The organism is Myxococcus guangdongensis (assembly GCF_024198255.1).
Classification (GTDB): Bacteria; Myxococcota; Myxococcia; order Myxococcales; family Myxococcaceae; genus Myxococcus; species Myxococcus guangdongensis.
Genome location: NZ_JAJVKW010000004.1, coordinates 561521 through 584526, shown reverse-complemented (window position 1 = coordinate 584526; position 23006 = coordinate 561521). Strand labels below are relative to the sequence as shown.

Sequence of the window (23006 nt, the reverse complement as noted above, 5' to 3'; positions counted from 1 at the left end):
GGCGGGCTCCTAGTTCATCTTCGAGAGCTGCTCTTCGAGCAGGTGGGCCAGATGCGCTTCGGACAGGTTCTCCAGTGCGGAGGTGCCCTGCTCCGGAGCTTCGGGAGCGGCGCTGGTGGGCGAGGCGAACTCCAGGGGAAGGAACGTGGTGGCGAGCTGCTCCGCGAGCTTCTCGGTGGTGGGGTAGTTGAAGACGAGGGTGGCGGGCAGCGAGAGCCCGAAGCCGCTCTGGAGCCGGTTCTTGAGCTGCAGCGCCGCCAGGGAGTCGATGCCCATCTCGCTGAAGCCCTGTGATGGGTCGACCGATGCACCCGAGGCCGCGCCGCGAATCCACGCCACCTGCTCACGCAGGTACTCGAGCAGCAGCTTCCGGCGATTCATGACGGGCGAGCGAGAGAGCGTCTCCAGGAAGCGAGCGCGCTCCACGGTCCGTCCCCGGGCCGCGTCGCGCAGCTCGGCGTCGTAGGGCGCGGAGCGGCCACCGCCGAACACCGCCCAGTCGATCTCCGCGACGCCCACCTGGGCGACAGGGCTCATGAGCAGCGCCTCGAGCGCCGCGAGTCCGTCTCGCACGGGGAGACTCCCCCAGCCCGGAGTGTGAGAGCGCTCGCCGACGTCCACGCGGGCTCCGGCGTCTCCCGCCCACACGCCCCAGTTGATGCTGAGCCCCGGCAGTCCGAGGGCGCGGCGATGGTGCGCCAACGCGTCCTCGAACGCCGTCGCCGCGCAGTGGTTCGACTGTCCGGCGGAGCCGACCAGGGAGGCCACCGACGAGAACAACACGAAGTGGTCGAGCGCGAGTCCCGAGGTCAGTCGGTGCAGGTTCCAGGCGCCCCTCACCTTGGGCCTCAGCACGTTCTCGAACCGGGCCCAGCGCTGCTGGCGCAGCACACCGTCATCGAGCACGCCCGCCGAGTGGAACACGCCGCCCAGCGGCGGGAGTTCGTCCGCGACCTCTCGGAGCAACGCCGCGAGCGCGTCCTCGTCCGCGACGTCCACCTGTCGGTACTCGACGCTCACCCCGAGCTCACGCAGTTGCTCCAGCCGCTCGGCCGCCTCCGGTCCCACGACGCCGCGCCCCGTCAGCACCAGGCTCCGCGCGCCTCGCTTCGCCAGCAACTCCGCCGTCAGCAACCCCAGCCTTCCGAGCCCACCCACCACGAGGTAGCTGCGATCCTCCCGGACAGCGTCGGTCCCCACCCACCGAGGAGACGCGGTCAGCACCTCTCGAGACGGGACCCCGCGCAGCCGCGCGACCCAGCGCCCCCCTCGGAAGGCGACCTGGTTGTCGGCCACTTCCGCTCGTGCACGGAGCTCCCGCGAGAGCGCCTCCACCTGCGCACCCGGCTCGCTGTGTGGATCGAGGTCGACGCACCGGACATCCAGCTCGGAGGACTCGATGGCGACCGGTCGCGCCAGGCCCCAGAGCAGCGACTGCGCAATGCCGGAGAGCGGTTGCCCGGAGACGACGGCCTGCGCGCCCCGCGTCACCAACCACACGGCCTGGGAGTATCCACGTTCGATCAGGAAGCGCAGCAGCCCGAGACCGCTTCCGCAGCCGCGCACGGAGTCCGCATCGAGACGCGCCGGGTCCAAGTCCTCCGAATCCGCGCCGTCGAGCCCCCACAGCAGGATGACGTCCGACAGCGAGGCCGGGAGCGGCAGGGTCCGCAGCGCATCCGCGAGCGCCTCGGGGCCCTCCGGCAGTTCGAAGCGCGAGGCATCGAGCGCGCGGAACGTCTGTCCGCGGAACGCGAGGAGACAGGTCCGTCCATCACGCTCGAGTGCGCGCGCGAGCTGAAGTCCCAGTCCGCGCTCGTCCGCGAGAATCAGGCACGGACCGCGCTCTGTCGCTGCCGGAGCTGTGCCCACCGCATCCAACGCGAGCGGCTCCCATCGGCGCTCGTAGAGCCGTCCGTCCAACGGCGCCTGGGTCGTCGGGCTCAGGGCTTCCCGACGTGTCCGCTGAAGCTCCAGCCCGAGGGCTCGCGCGCACAGCCTCCCATCACTGCCGAAGACGTGGACATCGGCGCGAAGCCGCTTCCACGTCGCGTCCAGGGGGAGCACCACCGCGTGACTCCACATCCGCGCTTCGAGTCCTCCGAACAACTCGAGGCTCTCGAGGCTCCTCGGCACATAGAGCTCGGAGCCGCTCGGCTCTGGATACGCGCCCCCCACCACCTGGAGACACGCGTCCAACAGCGCCGGGTGCGCGAAGAACGCGTCGTTGTCCCCGAGCACGGCGGGCCTCTCGATTCGGGCCAGGACCTCATCCGCGTGCCGGCGCAACTCGGTGATGCCCTGGAACTCCGCGCCGAAGTCGACCCCGGACTCCCGTGCCCTTCGATAGGGGTCCTGGATGATCGGCGCGGACCGCTGCATCGCGAGCACCGCGTCGTAGCCCGACGCCTCGGAAGTCTCGTCCTCGCGCGGAGCGAGCAGCGTCGCGGTCGCATGGAGGATCCACTCGCCCTCCGTGGCGCGGCTGAAGATGCGCGCCGTCGCGGTGCCGCCCTCGGCCTTGCTCACCGAGCACTGCACCTTGCGGCTTGCGTCCCCCGGGAACGTCATCGCCGCGAGCAGGGACAGGTTCTCCAGCCGCGGAGCCTTCGTGCCGAGCAGTCGCGCGCCCGCGGCCAGCGCCATCTCGACATAGGCGGTCGCGGGCAACGTCGGAGTGCTGAAGACGCGGTGCTGTGCCAGGAACGCCTGCGACGAAGGACCCAGCGTCGACTCGAACAGCAACGCGTCCGCGCCGAGCACGACCAACGGCAAGCGCGCGCCGAGCAGGGGGTGTTCTTCACGCGCGACGCTCGTCCCCTGAAGCCGCTGCAGCCCCGCCCCCTCCTCCCAGTAACGCTGACGCTGGAAGGGATACGTGGGGAGCGCCACCTTGCGTCGGGTGAAGCCCGCCTCGAAGGCCGTCCAGTCCACGCGGACGCCTCGCACATACAGGGCCGACAGACTCTCCAACATCTGCTGCCAGCCGCCGTCCTCGGGCCGCAGGCTCGGCAGCCACGCGCACTCCCCTTCCGGGACACACCGCGCCGCCATGCCGAGCAGCGTGGCCTTGGGCCCCATCTCGACGAACACCCGCACCCCGTCGCGGTACAGGTGCTCCACGCCCTGTGCGAAGCGCACCGGCTCTCGGAGCTGGCGGCACCAGTAGTCGGGCGTGGTGATGGCGTCCGTGATGGGCTCGCCGGTCATCCCGGAGACCATGGGGATTCCGGGCCGCGAATAGGTGAGCGTGGCGGCGACGGCCCTGAACTCCGGGAGGAGGGCCTCGACCATGACCGAGTGGGCCGCGCGCGGAATGTTCAGGCGGCGCACCTTGAGGCCCCGCGACTCCAGGGCCGAGGCCACCTCACCCAGCTCGCCAGGAGGACCGGAGACGACCACGTTGTCGGGGCCGTTGAGCGCGGCGATGGAGCAACTCCACCCGCCTCGCGCCAGGACCTCGCGGACCTCCGCCTCACCTGTCGAGACCGCGAGGTTTCCGCCCTCGGGGAGCTGGTGCATCAGCCGGCCGCGATGAATCGCCAGCTTCAGGCCGTCCTCGATGCTGAACACCCCCGCGAGGCACGCCGCCGCCAGCTCTCCGGTGCTGTGCCCGAGCAGGACATCCGGCTGGACGCCCCAGGACATCCACAACTCGGCCAGCGCGTACTCGAGCGCGAAGAGCACCGGCTGCGCGTAGTCGAACTGGTCGATGGGCGAGCTGTGTCCTGGCTCCGGATAGAGCACCGAGTGGAGCGAACGTCCCCAGGCGCCTCGCAGCAGCACATCGAACGCATCGATGCGGCGGCGGAACCCCGGGTGCGTCGGATAGAGCTCGCGAGCAGCGCCGACGTACTGCGAGCCCTGCCCCGAGAAGAGGAACGCGACCTTCGGCGATGACCTCGCGTCGAGAACCCCATGCACCCGCCCCGGACGCTCCTCGCCCTTCGCCGCGGCGCCGAGCGATGCGGCCATGGCGCCGCGCTCCGAGGCCACCACGGCGAGCCGGTGCTCGAAGGCGACCCGACCCGTGTTCGCGGAGAAGCACACGTCCGCGAGCGCCGCGTCGGTTCCCTCCAGCAGCGCCTGGTACTGGCCCGCGAGCAGCCGCAGCGCCGTGTCGCTGCGCGCGGAGAGCGTCAGGACATGGCGGGAGCGGTCCGGCCCGGAGGTCTCGGGCGCCCGTGTAGCGGGGGCTTCTTCCACCACCACGTGGACGTTGGTGCCGCCGATGCCGAAGGAGCTGACGCCCGCGCGGAGCGGGCCGCCCGCCACGCTCCAGGGCATGGCCTTGTCGACCACGTAGAAGGGGCTGTGCTCGAAGTCGATGCGCGGGTTCGGCGCCTCGAAGTGGAGCGAGGGCGCCAGGGTTCGGTGCTGGAGGGACAGCACGACCTTGATGAGCCCGGCGATGCCCGCCGCGCTGTCCAGGTGTCCGATGTTGCTCTTCACCGAACCCAGCGCGCAGGACCGGGACTCCGCCTGCTCACCGAAGGCGCGGGTCAGCGCGGCGACCTCGATGGGGTCGCCCATGGCGGTCCCCGTCCCGTGCGCCTCGACGTAGGAGATGCTCCGAGGGTCGACACCGGCGCGGTGGTGCGCGCGTCGGACGACATCCGACTGCCCTTCGACACCGGGCGCCATGAAGCCGACCTTCTGGTGCCCGTCGTTGTTGATGGCCGAGCCCTTGATGACCGCGAGGACGCGATCCCCATCGGCGAGCGCTCGACTCAGGCGCTTGAGGACGACGACGCCGGCTCCGCTTCCGGGGAGCGTGCCGCTGGCCCGGGCATCGAACGGCCGGCAGTGGCCATCCTTCGAGAAGATGCTGCCCTCCTCGTAGAGGTAGCCGACCTTGTGCGGGACCTTGATGGCCACCCCGCCCGCGAGCGCCATGTCGCAGCGTCCGTCGAGCAGCGCGTCGCAGGCCGTCGACACGGCGACGAGCGACGTCGAGCAGGCCGTCTGTAGATTCAGGCTCGGACCGCGCAGGTCGAGCTTGTACGAGGTCTGCGTCGCCAGGAAGTCCTTGTCCTGGGACACGAGGTCCTGGAAGAAACTGAGCGGCCGCGTCAGGTCCGGATAGGGATAGCGGTAGTGGCTGACGCTCTTGCCGGCGTAGACGCCGACGACGGCGTCTCCCGCGCCAGGCGGATAGCCCGCGTGTTCGAGCGCCTCCCACGAGCACTCCAGGAACACGCGCTGCTGAGGGTCCAGGGAGCGCGCCTCGCGGGGCGTGAGCGAGAAGAAGTCGGCGTCGAACGCGTCGAAGTCCTCCATCACCGCCGAGGCGCGGACATAGCGCGCGTCCCTGAACGCCGACTCACTCACGCCCGCGGCGCGCAGCTCGTCATCGGTGAAGGTGCCGACGGACTCGACGCCCTCCACCAGGTTGCGCCAGAACGTGTCGAGCGTCGCTGCTCCTGGGAAGCGGCCGCTCATCCCGATGATGGCGATGTCCCGGTCCTCCTGCTTCGGCGGTGCCTCGACGATGGGCGTGGGTCGCGCCGCCGTCCCCGGACCGCCGAGTCGCGCCGCGAGTGAGCGGACCGTCGGGTTCCCGAACAGCTCGACGACGGGGATGGTCAGCGCCAGCGCCTGCTTGATGCGCAGGTGCAGCTGGATGAGATGCACGGAGTTGGCGCCGAGTTCGAAGAAGTTGGTGTCCGGATGGACGGCCGGAATCCCCAGCACGGCCCCGACGGCCTTCGACAACGCGTCCTGGAGCGCTCGCGTGCCTTCACCCACGGAGGCCGGTGGTGGCCGCGCCGCGACGTCCCGCTTTGCCTGGGAGGCCTCATCCGGGTGAGGCAAGGCCCGGCGGTCCACCTTGGCGTTGCGGGTCAACGGCAGGGCGTCCAGCACGACATACGTCGCGGGCACCATGTGCTCGGGGAGCTCACGCGAGAGGAGCTCGCGGACGCGCCGCGTGTCGAACGCCCCCGCCCCGTCGGCGAGGACGACATACGCGACGAGCCGCTTCTCGTGGTGCTCACCGACGGCCCCCACCACGCCGGCTCGGATGCCCGGCACCCGCAGCAGGGCCGCTTCGATTTCTCCGGGCTCGATGCGCTGTCCGCGGATGGAGAGCTGGAAGTCGACGCGGCCGAGGAACTCGATGGTTCCATCGGGCAGATAACGGCCGAGATCTCCCGTGCGATAGATGCGCTCACCCGTGCGCGGATGGACGGTGAACTTCCGCGAGCCCGCCCCCGCGCCGATGTAGCCCTGGGCCACGCCGATGCCCGCGCAGCACAGCTCGCCGGGCACCCAGACGGGCCTCTCTTCCAATCGCTCGTCCAGCACGTAGTACCGCGTGTTGGCGATGGGCTTGCCGTAGGGGATGCTTCGGCGACGCTCGTCCGCCTCTTCGACGGGATGGGTGATGTTCCACAGCGACGTCTCGGTCGGACCGCCGACGCTCACCACCTTCACGCCGCCGAAGCGCGCACGCAGGCGTCCGGGGAGCGTGACGGCAATCCAGTCGCCGCCCAACATCACGAGCCGCAGCGGGCACGAGAGCCGGACGTTGCCTCCCTCGAGGTACGTCAGCAGCATCTCCATCATCGCCGGCACGGTGCTCCAGAGCGTGACGCCGTGACGGGCCATCAGCTCGACCCAATGCGAGGGGTCCCGACGCCGGGAGGCATCGGGCATCACCACCGTGCCCCCCGCGCTCAGCGTTCCGAAGAGGTCGTAGACGGAGAAGTCGTGGTGGAGCGCGCTCAGGGCGATGAGTCGGTCGTCCGGCCCGACACCGAACTTCCGGTTCGTCCACTCGATGGCGTTGACCATCCCCGCGTGCGTGAGCATCGCCCCGTTGGGCTGCCCCGTGGAGCCGGACGTGTAGAGGATGTGCGCGAGGTCCTCGGGCCGCTGCGCGGTCGACAACGGCGCGTCGGGGTACTCACCGAAGGCTTCTGGTGTGAGGACCCGCACCTGGACGGACTCGGGCCACGAGTCCCGCGCGAACTTGGGCTGGGTCACCACCTGCTCGACGCCGCCGTTGCGCATCATGAACGAGCGCCGCTCCAGCGGCAGGCCCGCGTCGATGGGCAGGTACGCGGCGCCCGAGGCCAGGACACCCAGCACCGCGACGACCTGCTCCCAGCCCTTCTCCATCACCACCGCGACCACGCGATTGGGCGCGGCGCCTCGCTCGCGGAGGACATGTCCCAGGCGGTTGGCGCGCCGGGCGAGTTCGCCATAGCTCAGCGTGCTCCCCTCGGAGACCAGGGCGAGCGCGTCGGGACGCGCGGCGGCGTTCCGGAAGAAGCCCGTGTGGAGCAGCTCGCCGCTCAGCGGGCGGGCCGTGTCGTTCACGCTGGCGATGAGCTCGCGCTGGCGCACGGGCAGCAGGTCCAGGTCCGCTCGCTCCCAAGCCGCGTCGTCCTCCGCCAACCGGAGGAGCAGCGCGTGGAAGCTGTTGAACATGTCCTCCAACATGCCGGGCGGGAACAGCTCCTCCGCCACGTCCCAGTTCAGGAAGACGCCGCCCCGCTGGTAGACGATCTGGAGGTCGATCCACACCTGCGGCGTCTGCGTGAGGGCCTCGACGAGCCCACCGAACGACTCCGCCAGGAAGTCCACCCAATGCGAGTCCCCGCTCCTGGAGTGGGAGGCGAAGCTCGTCATCACCACGGGCATGATGGCGCCGGAGATGCGCCCCTGGGCCCGGAACAGCTCGCGCAGCAGCTCGACGCCGCTCACCTCGCGATGCTCGAGCGCGAGGAGGAGCTGCTCACGAATCGCCAGCGCCCGCTCCGTGAAGCTGCGCTCCGGATGGTGGTCCACCTCGACCAGCGTGAAGCTGGCGAAGGTCCCGATGATGTCGTTGACCTGCGGATGGACGGGCAGTCGGTTGAAGTGCGGGACGTTGAGCGTGAAGCGCGGGCTGCGGCTCCAACGGGCGATGACCTCCGCGTACGCGGCCAGCAGCAGCTCGGGCTCGGTCAGCCGGCGTGCGCGGGCCCGCTGCTTGAGTCGCTGCCACACCTCCGCGTCCACGCGAGCGAACCAGCGGCCGAAGCGGGGACGCCGGAGCGTGCGGGGGTCCTTCTCCAGCGGCAGGTCCGGCGCGGGCGGCAGGTTCGGGAGACGCGCGCGCCAGTATTCGAGCGAGCGCGCGTAGCGGGCACCTCGGGCGTGGTGCACGGCGAGCGAATAGTCCCGATACGACAGCGAGAGGGGCGCGGCGGTGGCCTCGGGGTGCCGATAGAAGCGCACCAGCTCTCGGTAGAGGATCTGGAAGCTGTACCCATCGATGAAGGTCCCATCGATGCTCATGAAGAGGCGCACGCGGTCGCCGTCGAGCAGGCACGCACGCAGCTCGAACAAGGGCCACTGGTCGAGCGGGAGCACCTGTTGGGACAGCCGCCCACGGATGGCGCCGAGCCGCGCTTCGACCTCCTCCTGGCCACGCCCACGCAGGTCCTCGACGGGCAGGAGGTAGCGCGGGACGGAGGGGAGGATCTGCTGCTGGAAGCCCGGGGCCTCCACGGCGCGCAGCATCTCGTGGCGGGCCACGACCTGGTTCCACGCCTCTTCGAAACGCGCGAGGTCGAGCGCGGGGCAGTCGAGCTCGTTGTATGCGTGCATCGACGCGTTCATCTCCAGCTCGGCCTGTCGACCCACGCTGTAGGCCTGCTGGAGCTCGGTCATCGGGAACGGCAGATGGCGCTCCTCGGGCCGGGGCACCACCTCCACGGGGCTTCCCGACACGGACTCGTCGCGCTCGGACAGGAGGGCCCGGAGCGCCGCCTTGTGCTCCACGAGCTGTTCGCGCAGCCGCGTGGGAAGCGCCCCGTTCGGCGCATCGACGGCCAGGTGCTCGCCATCCACGCTCAGCTTGATGCCGTGAGCGGACAGCGACTGGAGGAGCTCCGCCAGCGTCATAAGAGGACCCGCTTGGTGTCGGCGCGCGCCGAGGACACTCCGCCCATCACGCTGGCGACGGCGAGCTTCTCCAGCAGCTCCGCGGCCACCTGCCCGATGGAGCCGTCATCCACGAAGCGCTTGAGGGGCAGCCCCACGTCGAGCTCTCCCAGGACCAGGTCGCGCAGCTCCAGCGCCATGATGGAATCGAGGCCCAGCGACTCGAACGAGTCCGTCGCGTGGAGTCGCTCTGGGGACAGTCGACAGACGTGGGCCACCATGTCCTTGAGTCGGGCTTCCATCAGGTGGGAGCGCGCGGGGCCCTCCAGGGAGAGCAGCGCCTCGCGGAGCTTGCGCGGCTCGCCCTCCGAGCGGGGCGCGTGGACCTGGGGACGGAACAGGGACGAGCGGGCCACGGACGGGTGGCTGCGTGTCCAGCGCTGCACATCGAAGCGGGCGATGGCGCGGACCACGGGCGCCTCGGCGAGCGTGAGGGCCATGGCGGATAGGGCGGCGTCGACGGACATGGGCTCCATGCCGTGCTCGGCGAGTCGCGCACCGCGCCGGGCGTCCGCGGCGGCCATGCCGATCTCCGCCCAGCTTCCCCACTGGAGGCTGATGGCGGGCAGTCCACGTGCGCGACGGAGGTGGGCCAGCGCGTCGAGGAAGGCGTTCGCCGCGGCGTAGTTGCCCTGCCCCGGAGCGCCCAGCAATGACGCGGTCGATGAGAACAGGACGAACTGCTCCACCGTGGCCTCCGTGGCGAGCGTGTGGAGGTTCCAGGCGCCGTCCACCTTGGGGCCCATGACGCTGTCGAAGCTCCGGGGCTCCAGTTGGAGCAGCGAGCCGTCGGCCAGCACGCCCGCGCAATGGAAGAGTCCGCCAAGAGGAGGTCCTCCACTCCGCACCGAGCGAAGCAGGGCCGCGACCGACTCCGTCTGGCTCACATCGACGGAGAAGACGTCCACCTGCGCTCTCGTGGCGCGCAGGGGAGCCAGGACCCGACGCGCCTCTGGCGTCTCCCCCGTCCGACCGCACAGCGCGAGGTGACGCGCGCCATGGGACACCAGCCAGGAGGCCAATCGGAGCCCGATGCCGCCGAGCCCACCCGTGATGAGGTACGTGCGGTCCGCTCGTGGACGGAACGGCTTCGCGGGCGTGGGAGTACGACGCCCCTGCGTGAGCGTCGGGACCCACCGTCTGTCTCCGCGCAGCGTGACCTCGTCGTCCTCCGCGGGGGGAGCAGATGCGCGACGGAGTTCATCGACGAGCAATCGCGACGACTCCACGGCTGACACGGAGTCGACGTCGATTCGCAAGCACCTCAGCTCGGGGTGCTCGTAGGCGATGACCCGTCCGAGCCCCCAGAGGGATGCGCCCAGCAGGGACACCGATTCCGGGGCTCCGCCCACGGCCTGCGAGCCTCGGGTGATGAGGCACAGACGCGGAGGCCTCTCCAGCGTCGCGCGAGCCAGGGCCTGCACGAGCGAGGTCACGGCGACGGCCTGGACCCGGACGTCACGGGGCAGGGACTCGGGAGCCTCGGGGTTTTCGGCACGCGCCAGGAAGAGGACACCGCGAAGCTCCGGGTCCGCCGAGCACAGCTCGCGCAGCAACAGGGAGAAGGAGGCAGCCTGGGTGAAGTCGAGACGGTGGTCACGAGCGGACACGCGCTCATAGGCAGCGCCTGGACGCGCCAGCACCACTTCGCCTCCCGCATCGGTCAGTGCATCCCGGATCGCCTGTGTGGCCTCCGGTTCCTCGGAGACGATGAGCCAGGTGCCATCCAGCCGGGCCTGTGTGCGCTCCGACTCGCGAGGGCTCCACGAGATTTCGTGGAACAGCTCCTCACTCGCGGCAGCATCCTCGACCGCCACGGGCGCGGCCTTCGCGGGCTCGCGTTCCCCATCCCACCAGAAGCGCTCTCGCTGCCAGGGATAGGTCGGCGCGACGACCTTCTTCGCTTCGGGGAAGAGGTGCTCGAAGCGGAGAGGGACTCCAGCGCAATAGAGCTTCGCGGCGAGGGTCAGCAGTGGGTGACGGGCATCAAGACCGACGGCGGAAGCACCGTGCAGCACGTCCCTGCCCCGACGCTGGGCCGCCGCCTCCACGGCCTCTCCAAGCGAGGTCTCACAGGCCAGCGACAGGTAGACGGAGGCGTTCCGCTCCATCAGGTGCTCGGCGGACAGGTCAACGTCGGGAACGTCCCGACTCGCCAGGTCACCAACGGCTCCTTCTGCCCCCGCGTCGACCCACGTCTCCTCTCGAAAGGACAGGAAGGGGCACTTCGCCGGCCGAGCGGGAAGCGACTGAGGCGGAGGGAGACCGAGGACAATCTGGAGCGCCTCCTCCACGGTGAGCAGGCCCGCAATCACGGCGGCGGAAAGCGCACCCGTGCCATGGCCGGCGACAGCGGACGGCTCGACGCCGAAGGAGCGCCACAGCTCCGCCAGCGCGAGCTGACAGATGAGGAGGAGCGCGGCATCACCTTCACGCCCGCGGGCCCGCGCGGACACCGACTCGCCCGCCATACCATCGACGACGCCATCGCGTTTCTCGACGGAGCGAAGGGGCGCGGCCTCACGCGCGAACACCGACGTGCCCATCAGCTGCCGGAAAACACCGTCGAGAGGCTCGACGTGACGAAGGAACGAGGGCTCCAGGCCCCGCTCCGCACGCATGAGCCCTCGGGCCAAGGAGGCGTCATCTCCCAACACGAAGACCACGCCACGTCCGCCCGAGCCCTTGAGGCGTCCCTGGAAGGCCCCCTCGCCCTCCTGCCCTTCCGAGGCGCGGCGCAGCAGCGCCTGCAACTCCTCGCGCGTGTGGGCGACGCAGGCGAGCCGCTGGTCGTGGTGCGCGCGTCCCGCTCCCGCCGTGAAGCACGCATCCCTGAGATTCATCCCCGGGAGCTGACGCGACCAAACCCCGGCCAGCTCCCTCAGCGCGGCCTCACCGCGCGCCGAGAGCGGCAGCAAGTAGGGCCCGACATCCGGAGCGGCCTCCACCGCCTCCCGATGCGCTTCGAGCAGCGCGTGGGCATTCACTCCACTCATCCCGAACGAACTCACCGCCACCCGATGCGGGCGCCCCAGCTCCGGAAGAGACATGCGCTCCCGCGCCACGGCGAGGCCGGAGCCCTCCCAGGCGAACTCGGGCGTCGGATGCTCGAAGTGCAGAGCAGGCGGCACCTCTCCCGACTGGAGAATCGCCACGGCCTTGATGAGCCCCGCGATGCCCGCCGCCGCCTCGGTGTGGCCGATGTTCGGCTTGACGGAGCCGACCCACAACGGGCGCGCCGAACCCCGTGCCCGCCCGTAGACCCTCGATATCCCCTCCAACTCGATGGGGTCCCCCAACCGGGTCCCCGTCCCGTGGGCCTCCAGGTAGTCCACCTGTCCCGCCTCGAGGCCCGCGCGTTCGAGCGCGAGTCGGTACAGCGACTCCTGCGCCCGGACGTTGGGCACCGTCAGCCCACCGCTCGCGCCGTCATGGTTCATCGCCGTGGCCCGAATCGTCGCGAGGATTCGATCTCCATCCCGAACGGCATCCCGCTGCCGCTTCAGGATGACCACGCCACATCCCTCCCCTTGCACCATCCCGTCCGCGTCGCGGTCGAACGCGCGGCAAACCTGACTCGGCGAGAGCGCCCCCGCCTTGGACAGAAACACACTCAGGTGCGGGGCCAGGAGGAGCTTCACGCCCCCCGCGATGGCCACCGTCGACTCACCCACGCGAAGGCTCTGACAGGCCAGATGCACCGCGACCAGCGAGGAGGAGCAGGCCGTGTCCACGGCCATGCAGGGACCCTCCAGACCCAGCAGGTACGAGAGGCGACCGGCGACATAGCTCGCGTCCACGCCCGTGGAGTAATGCGCGCCAACGCGCTCCAGCCCTCCCTCCGCGACCAGCGCGTAGTCCCGAGCGTGGATGCCAGCGAACACACCCGTCCTCGTCCCCGCGAGCCGATGCGGCGAGAGCCCCGCGTCCTCGAGCGCCTCCCAGCTCACCTCCAGGAAGAAGCGCTGCTGGGGGTCCATCCCCTCCGCCTCCCGTCGGGAGATGCGGAAGAACTCCGCGTCGAACCGGTCGACCCCTTCCACGAACGCCGCCCGGCGCATCGTCGTCTTGCCTGGCGTGGAGGGCTCGGCGTCATGAGCGCCTCGCAGCGCCCGACGATCCGCGGGGACGTCCGTCACCGCGTCGCCGGCGCTCCAGAGCAGCTCACGGAAACGCTCGGGGCTCGAAGCGCCGCCCGGGAACCGACAGCCCATCCCGATGATGGCGATGGCACCGTCGTCAGCACGCACACCAGCCCCGAGCTTCCGCTGGAGCTTCTCGATGGTCAGCAGGGCCTGCTGGAGCGGCGTCAACTCCACGCTCGCGCCGTCCTCGCGGCTCATCCCCCCACCTCCTCGTGGTCGAGCTCCGCGAGCTTCCGGGCAATCATCTCGCGGGCCTGCGTCTCCGACAACCCAGCGATCCGCTCCACCAGCCCCGCATCGTCATCCGCCGCCCGAGCGACGCCCGCCCGTGAATCCAGGAGCCCCCGCAGCCCTGCCGCCAACGCGTCCAACCGTGGATGCTCGAAGAGGAAGGTCGTCGGCACCGCGATGCCCAGCGCCCTCACGAGGCGCCCCGCGAGCATCACCAGTGCCACCGAGCTCAACCCCAGCTCGAACAGCGTCCGTCCTCGCCAGTCCAGCGCCGCGGGCTCCACTTCCATCACCGCCGCCACCTGCCCCTGGAGGAGCTCCAGCAGCCGCGCCTCGCGCGCTTGCGGGGTCCCCTCCCGGAAGTCCATCCCCGTGGCCGCCTTCGGCACAGGCGTCTCGGCCATCTCCTGCCTCGACGGGGAGGGAGCGCGAGAGACCACCTCGGGAGACAGCCACTCCGGCCACAATCGCTGTCTCTGAAAGGGATAGACCGGAAGACTCACACATCTCCCGTCGCGCCCCGGGAAGGCCTCACGACAAACCCTGCCATCCTCGAGATAGGTCCGGGCCGCCTCGACCCATGGAATCGGATGCTCCTCCTCCACCCAGAGGGTCTGCTCCGGAGAACCGATGAATGCCTTCAGCATTCGCATCAATCCTTCCCGCCCCCCGGCGAGCATCGCGGCACGATGGCGATGGTGCTGCCGCTTGAACATCGCGGTAAAGCAGACATCCCCGAGCCGGCCCGCAGAGTCTGCGTTCTCCTCAAGGAAATCCAGAACCTGCTGGGACTGTCGCACGAGCGCCTCCGAGGTCAGCGCGGAGAGCACCAGGAGGTGGCTCGACGAAGCAGCTGCAAGCCCTTGCATGAGAGGGGATTCCGGAGCGGACTCCAGGACGACAAAGGCATTGGACCCACCCAGGGAGGTAGACACGACGCCAGCGCGTGCGGGCATCCCTGCCCCGCGGTCTGGCCAGGCCTCCAGACCTGACTGGATTTGAAGTCCCAGCTCGCCGAAAGCGATGGTGGGATTAGGGGAATCCACATGAATCGTCGGCGGCAAGGTGCGGTGGTACAACGACAGACAGACCTTGATGAGCTGCGCGATGCCGGCCGCCGCCCCCAGGTAGCCCAGGTTGTTGCTGACCGCGCCCAGGCGGCAGGGACCTGAGCGGGTGCCCTCGAGCGTCGCGCCGATGGCGAGGGCCTCGGCCGCGTCGCCCTTGAGGAAGGCCGAGCCGTGCAGCTCCACGTAGTCCAGGCTGGCGGCCTCCACGCCGCCCCGTGAGCAGGCCTGACGAATGACGTCCGTCTGCGCCTCGATGCTGGGCGCCATGATCCACTCGTTCCGGCCGTTGTGGTTGACGGCGCTGCCGCGAATCACCGCGTACACGCGATCACTCGGGTCCACCCGGGATAGGGGCTTGAGCACGACCAGCCCGGCGCCCTCGCCTCGGATGTAGCCATCTGCTCCGGCATCCAGGGTCCGGCACGCTCCGCGCGCCGACAGCACTCCGGCCTGGGAGAGCATGATGCTGCTGTCCGGGGAGAGCATCAGCTCCACCCCACCGGCGAGCGCGCAGTCGATTTCTCCCAACACCAGACTTCTACAGGCCTCGTGTACGGCCGTCGTCGACGAGGCACAGCCCACGCTAGAGCAGGTGCTGGGTCCCCGGAGGTCGAACGCATGGGAGATGCGATTGGCCGCGAAGGACGGCGTCGTGCCCAGCAGCGAATACCCATCCAGCGCCGCCCAGTCCCGCGCGAGCATGCGCTGGAAGTCATTGAAGTTGACCCCCACGAAGACCCCGGTGCGGCTGCCCCGGAGGGAATCCAGGGGGATGCCCGCGTCCTCGAGCGCGCGCCACGCGCACTCGAACAACACGCGGTGCTGGGGGTCCATCTGCCTCAGCTCTCGCTTGGACAGACGGAAGGCCTGGGGGTCCGCCGACGCCACGTCCTCCAGCAGCCCAGCGCGCCAGTGGCGCACCTTTCCCGGAGCGTCCGGGGTGGGCTCATGGAGCCAGCCCTTCTCCCAGCGGGAGGCCGGAATCTCTCGGGTCGCATCCAATCCCTCGCACAGAAGCCTCCACAGCGTCCGCGGGCACTCGGCTCCAGGAAAGCGGAGTCCGATGCCCACGACAGCGATTGCCTCGTGTCGCATTGCACAAACCCTTAACGCACGCACAACGCCGCGGTCAAACACCGCGAATCACATACCAGACAATCCAAACAGACCCAACCCAGGACACATACAAACCATGACAACCCGAGAGATTCTTGACGACTGACACAGGCGGGAGTGAGAGTCTTCAGACGCCCACGGGTCTCATGGCGCGGCTGGCCCATCACCCCTGACGGCTCAGGACCGCATGGACTTCAGCTTTTCGAGTGAACAGGTGGAGCTGTACGACAGCGCTCTGTCGTTCGCGAAGTCGGAGTTGAACGCGGAGGCCAACGCCCATGTGGAGGGCTTCCCGCGAGGCTTGTGGCGGCGATGCGGCGAGTTCGGCTTCCTGGGCCTGCCGGTTCCCGAGCGCCACGGAGGGCTCGGGCTGGACACGTTGACGACGGCGCGAGTGATGGAGGCGCTGGGACGGGGATGCACGGACACGGGGCTGGTCTTCTCCGTGGGGGCGCATCTGTTCGCGTGCGTGCTCCCGGTGCTGGAGCGAGGCGACGATGCGCAGAAGCACCGCTACCTCCCCCGGCTGTGCGCGGGAGAGTGGGTGGGCGCCAACGCCATCTCCGAGCCGGAGGCAGGCTCGGACGTCTTCGCGCTCAGGACGCGGGCGGTGCGCGACGGCGACGACTACGTGCTCGACGGGAGCAAGAGCTACGTCACCAACGGGCCGGTGGCCGACGTCTTCCTGGTGTACGCCGTCACCAACCCCACGCATGGGTACATGGGCCTGAGCGCCTTCCTCATCGAGAAGGACACGCCGGGGCTGTCGGTGGGACGGCCCTTCCAGAAGATGGGCTTGTCCACCTCCCCCATCGCTCCGCTCTATCTGGAGGGGTGTCGGGTGCCCGCCTCCGCGCGACTCGGGGATGAGGGCGAGGGCGCGCCGCTCTTCAAGCGCTCCATGCAGTGGGAGCGGGCGTGCCTGTTCGGCGCCTATGTGGGGTTGATGGAGCGGGTGCTGGAGCAGACGGTGGACTTCGCCCGACAGCGCAAGCAGTTCAAGCGGGCCATTGGGAAGAACCAGGCCATCTCCCATCGGACGGCGGACATGAAGCAGCGGCTCGAGGCCGCGCGGCTGCTCCTGTACCGGGCCTGCTGGCTGATGGACCGCGGACAGGAGGCGGCGATGGAGGTGTCGCTCGCCAAGCTGGCCATCAGCGAGGCGGCGATCCAGTGCGGCCTGGACGCCATCCAGATCCACGGGGGCCTGGGCTACGTGGCCGAGGTGGGCATCGAGCGCGTGCTGCGCGATGCCATTCCCAGCGCCCTCTTCTCCGGCACCTCGGAGATGCAACGCGACATCATCGCCAGTCACCTGGGCCTATGACGCTCGACCAGATTGTCATGCGCGCCGCGGCGCGGAACCCCGGGGCCATCGCCGTGCGCGGGCCCGATGAAGTCCTCACGTACGGACAACTCGACGCGCTCGCCAACCAGGTGGCGCGGGTCCTCCGGGAGCTGGGCGTCCAGCACGGCGACCGGGTGGGACTGTGGACGGAGAAGTCGGCGCGAGCGGTGGCCGCCATGCAGGGCATCGCGCGGCTGGGCGCCGCCTATGTCCCATTGGATCCACTGAACCCAGCCACGCGGACGCGACTCATCCTCGACGACTGCCGCATCGACGTGGTGGTGACCAGCGCCGCGCGCGCGGCCGAGCTGCGCAATGGAGGCATGGAGCGGCTGCGCTTCCTGCTGGTGGATGACACGGGCCCTGGGCGCGCATGGACGAGCCTGGGCGGCGTCTCCCCGGAGCCACTGCCTGGACATGGCGTGGATGACCACGCGCTGGCCTACATCCTCTACACCTCCGGCTCCACCGGCACGCCCAAGGGCGTGTGCATCAGCCAGCGCAACGCCCTGGCCTTCATCGAGTGGAGCCATGCGCTGCTGGGCACCACGCCGGAGGACCGCTTCAGCAACCACGCGCCGTTCTTCTTCGACCTCTCGGTGCTGGACCTCTATGCGGCGTTCCTCGGGGGAGCCTCCGTCACGCTCATCCCGGAGACGCTGGCCTTCACGCCGAAGAAGCTGGTGGAGCTGGTGCTGCGCGAGCGGTTCACCATCTGGTACTCAGTGCCCTCCGCGCTCATCCTGATGATGTCGGAGGGCGGGCTGCTGGAGCACGAGGACCTCCCGTTCCGGACGGTGCTGTTCGCGGGAGAGCCCTTCCCCATCCGCCACCTGCGTCCGCTGAGAGAGCGCCTCGCCGCCGCGCGGTTCTTCAACCTGTATGGCCCCACGGAGACGAACGTCTGCACCGCCTACGAGGTGGGCGACATCTCCCCCGAGCGCACCGAGCCGGTGCCCATCGGACATGCGAGCTGTGGTGACCGCGTCTGGCTGGCCCGCTCAACCGAGGACGAAGCGACGCAGCCGGGCGTCGGGGAGCTCATGGTGGAGGGACCCACGGTGATGCTGGGCTACTGGGGGCAGCCGCCCCAAGGCTCACGGCCCTATGCGACGGGAGATCTCTGCCGCCAGCTCCCGGATGGCGGATTCGAGTACCTCGGACGCCGCGACAACATGCTGAAGGTGCGGGGCCGACGCATCGAGCCGGGCGAAATCGAGACGGCGCTGCTGTCCCATCCGGCGGTCCGTGAGGTGGGCGTCGTCACCACCGCGTCGGGCCTGGACGCGCGACTGGTGGCCTTCGTCGTGGCCGCCGACGGCACGAAGCCCACCCTCCTCCAGCTCAAGAAGCACTGCGCGGAGCGACTGCCCCGGTACATGATCATCGACGAGCTCCGCGTGCTGCCGGAGCTGCCGAGGACCCAGAACGGCAAGCTCGACCGGCGAGCGCTCCGCGACCTGGCGCCGCGACGCACCTGAAGGGACGTGCTCCCTCCGCCTCCACGATTCGCTCCACCCGAGAACAGTCCCAGGCGATGGGCGAGGACCGGGCGAGTCCGCCATCGGCAAGCAGCAACCGCTGTGCTCTGGGCACGTGCTCCGTGCCAAGCTCTTGCCGTGATGAACCTGCGCCAGGATCCGGTGGCTTCGCTCTCCGCGCTGTCCTCCGTGCTCGACCTCGCCAATGGACTGGAGGGGGAGAAGAGCCTGCTGACCGGTCTGTTCGCGCTGGAGTTGGCGCTGGACGGCGGCCTGTCCCAGGACGACGCCCGGGCCGCCTTCTATGTGGGCCTGCTGCGCCACCTGGGCTGCACCGCCTACGCGGCCGAGGAGTCCCGACTGGGAAATGACGTCCACCTGCGCCGCAACCTGCTGCGCGGGGACACGGGCCGCCCCGAGCATGTCGTGCGTTCCGTCCTGGAGGCCAACCCCAGTCTGCCTCGCCGCGCCGTCGGACTGGCGCGACTGCTGACGTCATCGCGGCGGCTGCGCTCGGAATGGTTCGCGGAGGCATGCGGCGCGGCGCGGCTGCTCGCCTCCGGCCTGGGGCTGGACACGCGGGTCCTCCAAGGGCTGGATGAGGCCTACGAGCGCTGGGATGGCACGGGAGGGCCGCGCCGCCTGGGCGGCACGAACCTGTGTGAAGTCGGGCGCGTCGCGCAGGCGGCGCATGTGGCGGTCGTCTTCTTCGTCGGCTCGGGCACCGCCGTCGCGCAGGAGGCCCTGGCGCTGCAATCCGGGACGACGCTGGACCCGACGTGGGCGAAGCGAGCCCTGGCCCAGACCGCCGCGCTCCAGACGTTGTCGGATGCGCGCATCGAGGCGGCGGAAGCGTGCCTGCTCGAATCACCGCCCACCATCGACGCCACCGCGCTGGCAACGACCTTCGGGGACTTCGCGGACCTGCAGAGCCCCTTCACCCGCGGTCACTCCCGGCGCGTGGCGGAAGCGTGCGCATCCGCCGCGCCCCGCCTGGGCCTGGACGTGGCGGAGCAGGCCACGCTCCAACTCGCGGCGTATCTGCACGACCTGGGACACGTGACCCTGCCCACCGGCATGTGGCTGCGCCCCGAGTGGAGCCCCTCGGACCGGGAGCTGTCCCGGAGCCATGCCCACGCCACCGAGCAGCTGCTCACCGCCACGCCCATGCTGAGAGACGCGGCGAAGCTCGCGGGCGCGCATCACGAGCGACTGGATGGCGGAGGCTATCCCCGGGGCCTCGCGCCCGCCGCCCTGTCCCGGGCCGCGCGACTGCTCGCGGTGGCCGACGTCTGGGTCGCGCTTCAGGAGGAGCGTCCCCATCGTCCCGCGCGGACCGCGCCCCTGGCCAGGCAGGCCCTGGATGCCGAGGTGAAGGCGGGCCGGCTGGACGCGGACTGCGTCGCGGTGGTGGCCGGGACGAAGCACGTCCGGCGCGCGCCGGGCCCTGGTCCCACGTCCGCGCTGACGCCCCGAGAGGTGGACGTGCTGCGCCTGCTGGCGGGAGGAGCGACGAACAAGGAGATCGCGGAGAGGCTCGGGGTGTCGGACCGCACGGTGCAGCACCACACCATCCACATCTACGAAAAGCTGGGTGTGAGCACCCGCGCAGGCGCCTCGCTGGTGGCCGCGCGCACGGGCATCGTGTGATCCGCCATCTGGCCGATGTGGGCAGGAACACCTCATGGTGCATTGAGCCCCATGAACAAGCCCTTCGCCGTCGTCCTGTTCTTCACCGCCCTGGCCGCGCTGGCCCTGCTGCAGGGCTGCGCGGCGGCCTCCACCGCGTGCCGCACGCGTCCCGCCACGTCCCCCGGCTTTGAACGGACCGCCTCCGACGGCCTGTGCCTGAGCAGCGTCCGGTGGGAGCCCGCCCGCCCGCCCGTGCGCGGCGTGGTGGTCCTCATCCACGGCCTGCGGGACTACTCCGACCGCTACGGCCGGCTCGCGGAGGCGCTCCAAGCCCAGGGGTTCGCCGTCGTCGCGCAGGACCACCGGGGCCACGGACATTCCGGTGGGGACCGCCAGCGCATGGAGTCGATGCAGCAGTTGGTGGATGACGTGGGCGGCGTCGTCCAGGATGCCCGCGCCAGACACCCGGACGTGCCGGTGGTGGTGTTCGGCCACAGCATGGGCGGACTCATCGCCACGCACTACGTGCTCCAGCACGGCCCCGGCGTGTCAGGGCTCATCCTGAGCGGCGCGGGCATCGTGCTCCCTCCCGGCGTATCCGGCTTCGACACGCGCCTGGCGAAGATCTTCGGCACACTCCTCCCCGGCCTGCCCGCGCAGGACCTGGACAGCGAGATGTTCCTGCACGACGGCCCGGAGAAGGAACGGTTCCTCGCGGATCCCCTCATCACCCACGAGCGGCTGCCCGCGGGCTCCGCCAAGGCGCTCATCGCCTCCATCGAAGCGCTCGAGGGGAAATTCCAGGACCTCAAGCTCCCACTGCTGGTGGTGCACGGGGGCGAGGACGTCATCACCTCCATCGATGGCAGCCGCGCCCTGGTGGCCCAGGCCACGAGCACCGACAAGCGCCTCATCATCTACGAAGGCCAACGCCACGACCTCGCGCACGAACCCGACGCGGCCAAGGTCGTCGCAGACATCGTGAGCTGGGTGGAGGCACACATCCCACCGAGCGCCGCCGCGCACTGACGACAACCGTCGGGTTGGCACGACGCGGTCACATGCGTGACGCCCCGCATCGAAGCGTGCGTGCCTGAATTGGGCCCAGGCATAGGGCGGATGCTCCGCGGCCCGCTTCAGTCGCTTTCGACCGTCAACTCCCCGTCAGCAAGACGAAGTGCCCAGGCGCGCTCACCGTCGAAGAAGACCTCGACTGCGCCTGCCGTCGCGAATGGTGCGAGCGTCTCGAAGATCGACCGTGGCCACTCTTCATCGCTGTCGTGGGGGGCTTTGTCGCCGCCGTACCAAAGACGCGTCAATCCGTTGGCGTCACGTTCGACTTCCCAACCATCGGCATTGACCGCGCCAAGCAAGTCGGTTGCTTCGAGCACGCCGTCCGGTTCGTGGAACTCACCGGGACGATCTTCGGCCAGCGCCTTCAAGGCGGCGAGCGCCGGGTCGAGGACACTTTCGGGAAGGATGAACGACGAGCACTTCACGTCCACAAGAATGCCCATTTGGAACGCCCCTATCACAAGACATCAATCGTGCACGCGGCACCAGGGACACGCTCTCGAAACAGTCACCTCGCCCTGGGTCGCGCCAAGATGGCCCTTCAACCAAGAGCCAGCCACCCGATTCACCGGGCCCGCAAGACCTCACCCAACCTGCGCACCGCCTCGGTGATCCGCTCCGGCGAGCAGGCGGAGAAGTTCAGCCGCAGGCCATGCGACGCCGAGCGCCCACCCTTCACCGCGAAGGCCTGCCCCGGCAGGTACGCCACCTGCTGCGTCTCCAGCGCGCGTGACAGCAACCCCGTGCTGTCCATCCCCTCGGGCAGCTCCACCCAGACGAACATCCCGCTCGTGGGCGTCGTCCACGTCGCGCCCGCCGGCAGCTGCGTCTCCAGCGCCTTCAGCAACGTGTCCCGCCGCAGCCGGTACTCGCGCCGCAGCGTCTCCAGATGCCCCTCCAACCGTCCCGACTGGAGGAACGCCAGCACCATCCGCTGCGGGAAGGTCGTCGTGTCGATGTCGCTCGCCTCCTTCACCGTCGCCAGCCGGGACACCATCCACTCCGGCACCACCACCCAGCCCACCCGCAGCGCCGGCGCGAGAATCTTCGAGAACGAGCCGACGTAGAACACCCACTCCGACTCCAGCGCCTTCACCGGCGCAATCGCCCCGCCCTCCTCGTAGTGCAGGAACCCGTACGCATCATCCTCGATGATGGGCATCCGGTACTCGCGCGCCAGGCCCGCGAGCCGCTCCCGCGCCGACAGCGCGAGGCTGGTCCCCAGCGGGTTGTGCCCGTCGCTCATCGTGTAGAACAGCGCCGGCCGCTCGCCCGCAGCGAGCAGCGCCTGCATCCCGTCCAGGTCCAACCCCGTGCGCGCATCCCTCCGCACCGGAACCCGACGCACGTCGTAGGGCGCGAGCACCTGCTGGAACCCCGAGTACACCCGGTCCTCCAACAACACGCTCCGCCCCGGCTCCAACAAGAGCCGCGCCAGCAGGTTCATCCCCTGCTGCGCCCCCGTCGTCAGGAACACCTGCTCCGGCGAGCACCGCACGCCCCGCTTCGCCATCAGCGCCACCACCTGCTCGCGCAAGGGCTCCAGCGTCGCCGAGTACTGCAACGCCTGCCCCTCCTCCGCCAGCACCCGCGCCGCCGCCTCCGCCATCCCCTCCGTCGGGAACAGCTCCGCCGCTGGCAACCCCAGGGCCAGCGAGTACACCCCCGGCCGCGTGATCTTCTGCAACATGTCCTGGATGGCGGACGGCCCCAGCCCCCGCGCCCACGACGCCAACGGCAACTCGCCCACGCTCGACGGAGCTTTCACGATGTCTCCACCCGATGACGCGCAAAACCTGCGCACTCTTGAAACTCCGACGCAATCGTAGCGCACGGGAAAGCCGAGCGAACAGGAAGCCGCTCCAGGAAGACGCACCCCGTGTGGACCCAGAGCCCTACACGCGCTCGGCGGGCGACCAGCCGTCACCTGGGGCTTCCCAGTCTCCGAGCCCTCCTCGATAATCGAAGCTCGCCT

At 69.9% G+C, this 23006-nt stretch carries 9 protein-coding genes; 4 read left to right on the top strand and 5 right to left on the bottom strand.

What is annotated here, in order from left to right:
- Window positions 1–9: 9 nt before the first annotated feature.
- From LXT21_RS15680 to LXT21_RS15670, 3 genes are read right to left on the bottom strand one after another with little or no spacing between them, the layout of a single operon-like run.
- On the bottom strand, window positions 10–8895 hold the full coding sequence (locus tag LXT21_RS15680) for a non-ribosomal peptide synthetase/type I polyketide synthase (RefSeq protein ID WP_254038941.1): 8886 nt from the start codon (window positions 8893–8895) through the stop codon (window positions 10–12).
- A complete protein-coding gene (locus LXT21_RS15675) occupies window positions 8892–13277 on the bottom strand; it encodes a type I polyketide synthase (RefSeq protein WP_254038940.1) in 4386 nt (1461 codons plus the stop codon). Before LXT21_RS15675 ends, LXT21_RS15680 begins: the two co-directional genes overlap by 4 nt.
- Window positions 13274–15475 carry a beta-ketoacyl synthase N-terminal-like domain-containing protein gene (locus tag LXT21_RS15670; RefSeq protein ID WP_254038939.1) on the bottom strand — a complete coding sequence of 734 codons (2202 nt, stop codon included), beginning with the start codon at window positions 15473–15475 and terminating at the stop codon, window positions 13274–13276. Before LXT21_RS15670 ends, LXT21_RS15675 begins: the two co-directional genes overlap by 4 nt.
- Before the next feature lie 208 nt (window positions 15476–15683).
- Here LXT21_RS15670 and LXT21_RS15665 point away from each other — a divergent pair, with 208 nt between their 5' ends.
- The 4 genes from LXT21_RS15665 (at window position 15684) to LXT21_RS15650 (ending at window position 20986) form a co-directional block, all read left to right on the top strand.
- Window positions 15684–16823, top strand: a complete 1140-nt coding sequence (locus LXT21_RS15665) for an acyl-CoA dehydrogenase family protein (RefSeq protein WP_254038938.1) — start codon at window positions 15684–15686, stop codon at window positions 16821–16823.
- On the top strand, window positions 16820–18325 hold the full coding sequence (locus LXT21_RS15660; RefSeq protein WP_254038937.1) for an amino acid adenylation domain-containing protein: 1506 nt from the start codon (window positions 16820–16822) through the stop codon (window positions 18323–18325). The genes LXT21_RS15665 and LXT21_RS15660 overlap by 4 nt, the downstream gene beginning before the upstream one ends.
- Before the next feature lie 162 nt (window positions 18326–18487).
- Window positions 18488–19975 (top strand): HD domain-containing phosphohydrolase, encoded by a 1488-nt coding sequence (locus LXT21_RS15655; protein ID WP_254038936.1) that lies wholly within the window; start codon window positions 18488–18490, stop codon window positions 19973–19975.
- 51 nt (window positions 19976–20026) lie between these two features.
- Window positions 20027–20986, top strand: coding sequence for an alpha/beta hydrolase (locus tag LXT21_RS15650; protein ID WP_254038935.1), 960 nt, complete (start codon window positions 20027–20029; stop codon window positions 20984–20986).
- A gap of 107 nt (window positions 20987–21093) precedes the next feature.
- Here LXT21_RS15650 and LXT21_RS15645 read toward each other — a convergent pair whose 3' ends face one another.
- Together LXT21_RS15645 and LXT21_RS15640 are read right to left on the bottom strand one after the other, a co-directional pair.
- Entirely contained in the window at window positions 21094–21474 is a 381-nt protein-coding gene (locus LXT21_RS15645) for a hypothetical protein (protein ID WP_254038934.1), read from the bottom strand.
- A gap of 122 nt (window positions 21475–21596) precedes the next feature.
- Window positions 21597–22799, bottom strand: coding sequence for an aminotransferase-like domain-containing protein (locus LXT21_RS15640; RefSeq protein WP_254038933.1), 1203 nt, complete (start codon window positions 22797–22799; stop codon window positions 21597–21599).
- Between the last annotated feature and the right edge of the window lie 207 nt (window positions 22800–23006).

Bases quoted from the DNA above. Each gene is read 5' to 3' on its own strand.
- LXT21_RS15665 (WP_254038938.1), top strand. From the start codon at position 15,684: ATGGACTTCAGCTTTTCGAGTGAACAGGTGGAGCTGTACGACAGCGCT.
- LXT21_RS15670 (WP_254038939.1), bottom strand. From the start codon at position 15,475: ATGCGACACGAGGCAATCGCTGTCGTGGGCATCGGACTCCGCTTTCCT.
- LXT21_RS15645 (WP_254038934.1), bottom strand. From the start codon at position 21,474: ATGGGCATTCTTGTGGACGTGAAGTGCTCGTCGTTCATCCTTCCCGAA.
- LXT21_RS15675 (WP_254038940.1), bottom strand. From the start codon at position 13,277: ATGAGCCGCGAGGACGGCGCGAGCGTGGAGTTGACGCCGCTCCAGCAG.
- LXT21_RS15680 (WP_254038941.1), bottom strand. From the start codon at position 8,895: ATGACGCTGGCGGAGCTCCTCCAGTCGCTGTCCGCTCACGGCATCAAG.
- LXT21_RS15660 (WP_254038937.1), top strand. From the start codon at position 16,820: ATGACGCTCGACCAGATTGTCATGCGCGCCGCGGCGCGGAACCCCGGG.
- LXT21_RS15650 (WP_254038935.1), top strand. From the start codon at position 20,027: ATGAACAAGCCCTTCGCCGTCGTCCTGTTCTTCACCGCCCTGGCCGCG.